1 protein-coding gene is annotated in these 5,389 nt (G+C 66.5%); it reads right to left on the minus strand.

Annotated features, from left to right (window positions below):
• Window positions 1–5,361, minus strand: a 5,361-nt coding sequence (locus G4D87_RS33085; RefSeq protein ID WP_240358811.1) for a non-ribosomal peptide synthetase, incomplete at its 3' end; no start/stop codon positions are given.
• Between the last annotated feature and the right edge of the window lie 28 nt (window positions 5,362–5,389).

Below are 5,389 nucleotides of genomic sequence, written 5' to 3' on the forward strand. Positions count from 1 at the left end.
GGGCCCCACGCCCATGCCCCTCAGGTGGTGCGCCAACTGGTTCGCGCGTCGGTTCAGCTCCGCGTACGTCAGTCGCTGGTCCTCGTACTCCACCGCCACCGCGTCCGGTGTCCGCTGCGCCTGCTGCTCGAAGAGCGCGCTCAGGCTCGCATCGCGCGGATACGGAGTCGCCGTCCCGCTCCACTCCTTCACCAACCGCTGCTGCTCTTCACTGCCCATCAAAGGCAAATCAAGCAGCCGCTTCTCCGGCTCGGCGACGGCGGCCTCCAACAGCACCTTCAAGTGTCCGAGCATCCGGTCCATTGTCCCGGCCTCGAACAGGTCGCTGTCGTAGTTGACCATCGCCATGACGCCGTCCTTCACCTCCTCCATCACCAGAGACAGGTCGAACTTCGACGTCCGCCCCTCCGACTCCACGCCGGAGAGCCTCAAGCCATCTCCTAGCTTGACCTCCGTCACGGGTGTGTTCTGCAGCGTCAGCGTCACCTGGAACAGCGGACTGCGACTCAAGTCACGCTCGGGCTGAAGCTCCTCCACCAGCTTCTCGAACGGCACGTCCTGGTGCGCATACGCGCCGAGCGTCACCTCTCGCACCTGGGCGAGCAACTCACGGAAGCTCGATGCCGGAGACACCTTCGTCCTTAGCACCAGCATGTTCGTGAAGAAGCCGATCAGCCCTTCCGTCTCACCATGCGTGCGCCCTGCGATGGGGGACCCCACGCACACGTCCTCCTGCCTCGCGTACTTGGACAGCACCACCTGGAAGGCCGCCAGCAGCACCATGAACGGCGTTGCGCCTTCACGCTGTGCCAAGGCCTTCACCCGCTCCCACAGGGGGAGAGACCAGGACTGGTCAAGATGACCTCCTCGGAAGGTCTGCGCCGCGGGCCGCGGTTTATCCGTCGGTAGCTCCAACGATGGGGGGGCCCCCTCCAGTTGCCGCTTCCAGTATGCGAGCTGCGACTCCAGCACCTCGCCCTTCAGCCACTCCCGTTGCCACAGCGCGTAGTCCGGGTACTGCACTGCCAGTTCCGGTAGCGGTGAGGGGCGCCCCTGCGAGAACGCCTCATAGAGCGCGGTCACGTCCCGCACGAGGACGCCCATGGACCACCCATCAGACACGATGTGGTGCATCACCAGGATCAGCACGTGCTCATGCTCGGACAGCTTCAGGAGCGTCACGCGCAGCAAAGGACCCCGTTCGAGCTCGAACGGCTGGTGTGCCTCCTGTTCGACCAGGCGAGTGACTTCCGCCGTGCGGGCGGCCTCCGTCAATGACTCCAGCCCCACGCGTCGGAAGGCCAGCACCGGCTCGGCTGCGATGACTTGAACGGGCTTTCCATCACGAGCGCTGAACGTCGTCCGCAGCGACTCGTGACGCCGCACGAGTTCCACGAAGCTCCGCTCGAGCACCTCGGCGTGGAACGGCCCCTCTACCCGAAGGACGGCCGGCACATTGTAGGAGGCGCTCCCACGAGCCATCTGATCCAGGAGCCACAGCCGTTGCTGCGCGAACGACGGAGGCAACACCCGGCTTCCATCCGCTCGTGGCTTCAGCGGCGGAGCGGTGACCGACGCTCCCGTGCGAATGGCATGGTCAACCCGCTCGGCCAGGGCCGACAGCGTGGGAGCCTCGAACAGCTCACGGAGGGGCAGCTCCGTTTGGAAGGTGCTCCGGATCCGCGAAACCACCTGCGTTGCCAACAATGAGTGTCCGCCCAGCTCGAAGAAATCGTCCTTCGCCCCCACCCGCTCCACATCCAGCACCTGCGAGAAGATCCCAGCGATCAACTCCTCTGTCGGAGTGCGCGGCGCCACATAATCGGGACCTGGGGTGCCCAGCATCGCCACCGGCGCGGGCAGCGCCTTGCGGTCCACCTTCCCGTTAGGCGTCAGCGGCAGCGACTCCAGCACCACATACACCGACGGCACCATGTACTCCGGCAGGCGCTGCTTCATGTGGCTTCGCAGTGCACCCGCGTCCAGCCGGGCGCCTTCCTGCGCCGTCACGTACGCCACCAGCCGCTTGCCTTCACTCCCGTCATCGCGGGCCACTACCACCGCTTCGTTGACGCCACCGTGCTGGGCCAGCGCCGCTTCCACTTCGCCCAGCTCGATGCGGTAGCCGCGCACCTTCACCTGCGTGTCCGCGCGGCCCTGGAACTCCAACGTCCCGTTCCCCAGCCACCGCACCACGTCGCCCGTGCGGTACAGCCGCTCTCCATCGCCATATGGGCTCGGTACGAAGCGCTCCGCCGTCAGCTCCGGACGCCCTACGTACCCCACCGCCAGCCCGTCTCCGCCCACGTACAGCTCACCGGGCACGCCCACAGGCACCGGACGCATCTCCTCGTCCAGCACGTAGGCCACCGTGTTCTTCACCGGTCGGCCAATGGACACCGAAGCGCCCACTTCTTCCGGCTTCTCCATCCGGTACGTGCTGGAGAACGTCGTGTTCTCCGTCGGGCCGTACCCGTTGATGAGCGCCCCACCCGCCGCCAGTCGCTCCTTCACGCGCGACACTGGCAGCGCGTCGCCGCCCGCCAGCAACTGACGGACACTGGCCAGGGCCTTCGGCTGCCGCGCCTGCATCTGCTCGAAGAGCGCCGCCGTCAGCCACAGCGACGTCACTCCCGAAGTCTCCAGCTTTCGGCCCAGCTCCTCCAGCGACGGCGTCCCCGCCGGGTACACCACCAGCTTCGCGCCGTGCAGCAGCGCGCCCCACACCTCCAACGTCGATGCGTCGAAGGAGATGGGCGCCAACTGCAGCCACACCTCCTCCGGCCCGAAGTGTGCGAAGTCCGTTCCCAGCACCAGACGCGACACCGCTCGGTGCGGTACGCCCACGCCCTTCGGCTTCCCCGTGCTTCCCGACGTGAACATCACGTACGCCAGGTTTCCGCCCCCCACGTTGGCGACGGGCGTGCTCTCCGGCTGCAAGGCAATCTGCGTCTCCCACTCCGTGTCCACGCACACCACCCACTCACCACCCGCGGCCACCTCGTCCGCCAGCTTCTCCTGTGCAACCAGCAGCGCGACGCGTGCCTCCTGCTTCATCCACGCCAGTCGCTCCAGCGGGTAGCTGGCATCCAGCGGGACGTACACGCCTCCTGCCTTCAGGATGCCCAGCACGCTCACCACCAACTCCAGCGAGCGCTCCACGCACAACCCCACCCGCACCTCGGGCCCCACGCCCATGCCCCTCAGGTGGTGCGCCAACTGGTTCGCGCGTCGGTTCAGCTCCGCGTACGTCAGTCGCTGGTCCTCATACTCCACCGCCACCGCGTCTGGCGTCCGCTGGACCTGCTCCTCGAAGAGCGCACTCAGGCTCGCATCGCGCGGATACGGAGTCGCCGTCCCGCTCCATGCCTTCACCAATCGCTGCTGCTCCTCACTGCCCATCAGCGGCAACTCGGCCAACCGCGTCTCTGGTTCAGCGACGGCTGCATCCAACAACACCCGCAGGTGCCCCAGCAGTCGCTCCATCGTCTCGGCTTCGAACAGGTCGCTGTTGAACTCGAGCGCGCCCGACAGCCCTCCCGCGCTCGACTCTCCCAAGCCCAGCGTCACGTCAAACTTCGACGTCTTTCCAGGCGACTCGGCCGCCTCCAGCTTCAGCCCCGGCAGGCTCACCGCACCGCCCGGCGCGTTCTGCAGCACCAACATCACCTGGAACAGCGGGCTGCGGCTCAAGTCCCGCTCCGGCTGCAGCTCCTCCACCAGCCTCTCGAAGGGCACTTCCTGGTGCGCGTACGCACCCAGCGTCACTTCGCGCACCTGCGCCAGCAACTCCCGGAAGCTCGCTGTCGGTGACACCTTCGTCCGCAGCACCAGCGTGTTCACGAAGAAGCCAATCAGCCCCTCCGTCTCAGCTCGCGTCCGGTTCGCTATCGCCGTCCCGACGCTCACGTCCTCCTGCCTCGCGTACCGCGACAGCACCACCTGGAAGGCCGCCAGCAGCACCATGAAGGGCGTCGCATTCTCCCGCTGCGCCAGCCCCTTCACTCCCTCCCACAGCCCCTTCGGCCACTCCATTCCTCGCGTGTCTCCTCGGTACGTCTGGACCGCCGGCCTCACCTTGTCCGTCGGCAACTCCAGCGCCGCGGGTGCGCCCGTAAGCTGCTTCCTCCAGTACCCCAACTGCTCCTCCAGCACCTCCCCCTTCAGCCACTCTCGCTGCCACACCGCGTAGTCCGCGTACTGCACCTCCAGCTCGGAGAGCGGTGACTCCCTCCCCTGCGAGTACGCCTCGTACAGCGCCACCAACTCCCTCACCAGCACGCCCATCGACCACCCGTCCGACACGATGTGGTGCATCACCAGCACCAGCACGTGCTCCTCATCCCCCTCCTTCAGCAGCGTCGCCCTCAGCAGCGGGCCCACCTCCAGGTTGAACGGACGAAGTGCCTCTTGCTCCACGAGGCGTTTCGTTTCCGGTCCTCCTTCACCGCCGTCCGGAGTTCCACGCTCCACGACTTCCAACCGCGTCGTTGCCGTGTCGGAGACAAGCTGGACAGGCATCCCGTTCTGAGCACGGAAGGTGGTTCGCAACGATTCGTGTCGGCGAACCAGCTCATCAAAGCTACGGCGCAATGCTCCAACGTCGAGGACGCCGGTGAGCCTCACTGCAACCGGCACGTTGTAGAAGGCGCTGCCGGGTTCCAGTTGGTCGAGGAACCACAGCCTCTGCTGAGCGAACGATAGCGGCAAGGCCCCCTGGCGCTGTGCTCGCTTCAGTGGCGGCGCCTGGCGCACCGAGCCCCTCACCTGCGCGTGGTCCAGCCGAAGAGCCAGTTTCTCCACTGTCGGCGATTCGAAGACGTCCCTCAGGGGCAGTTCCACCTGGAAGGATTCGCGGACGCGCGACACCAACTGCGTGGCCAGCAATGAGTGGCCGCCCAGCTCGAAGAAGTCTTCGTCGATGCTGACTCGTTCGACGTTCAGCACCTCGGTGAAGATGGATGCCAGCTTCTGCTCGGACGCGGTGCGAGGCGCCTCGAAGTGCGCCGTCTTCGGACCTTGTGCATCCGAGGCGGGAAGCGCCTTGCGGTCCACCTTCCCGTTGGGCGTCAGCGGCAGCGACTCCAGCACCACGTATGCCGACGGCACCATGTACTCCGGCAGCCGCTGCTTCACGTGGCTTCTCAGCGCACTGGCCTCCAGTTCCGCGCCCTCTTGCGCGGTCACATACGCCACCAGTCGCTTGCCTTCACTCCCGTCCTCGCGGGCCACTACCACCACTTCGTTGACGCCACTGTGCTGGGCCAGCGCCGCTTCCACTTCGCCCAGCTCGATGCGGTAGCCGCGCACCTTCACCTGCGTGTCCGCTCGGCCCTGGAACTCCAGCGTCCCATTCCTCAACCACCGCACCACGTCGCCCGTGCGGTAC

Source organism: Myxococcus vastator (assembly GCF_010894475.1).
GTDB classification, from domain to species: Bacteria; Myxococcota; Myxococcia; order Myxococcales; family Myxococcaceae; genus Myxococcus; species Myxococcus vastator.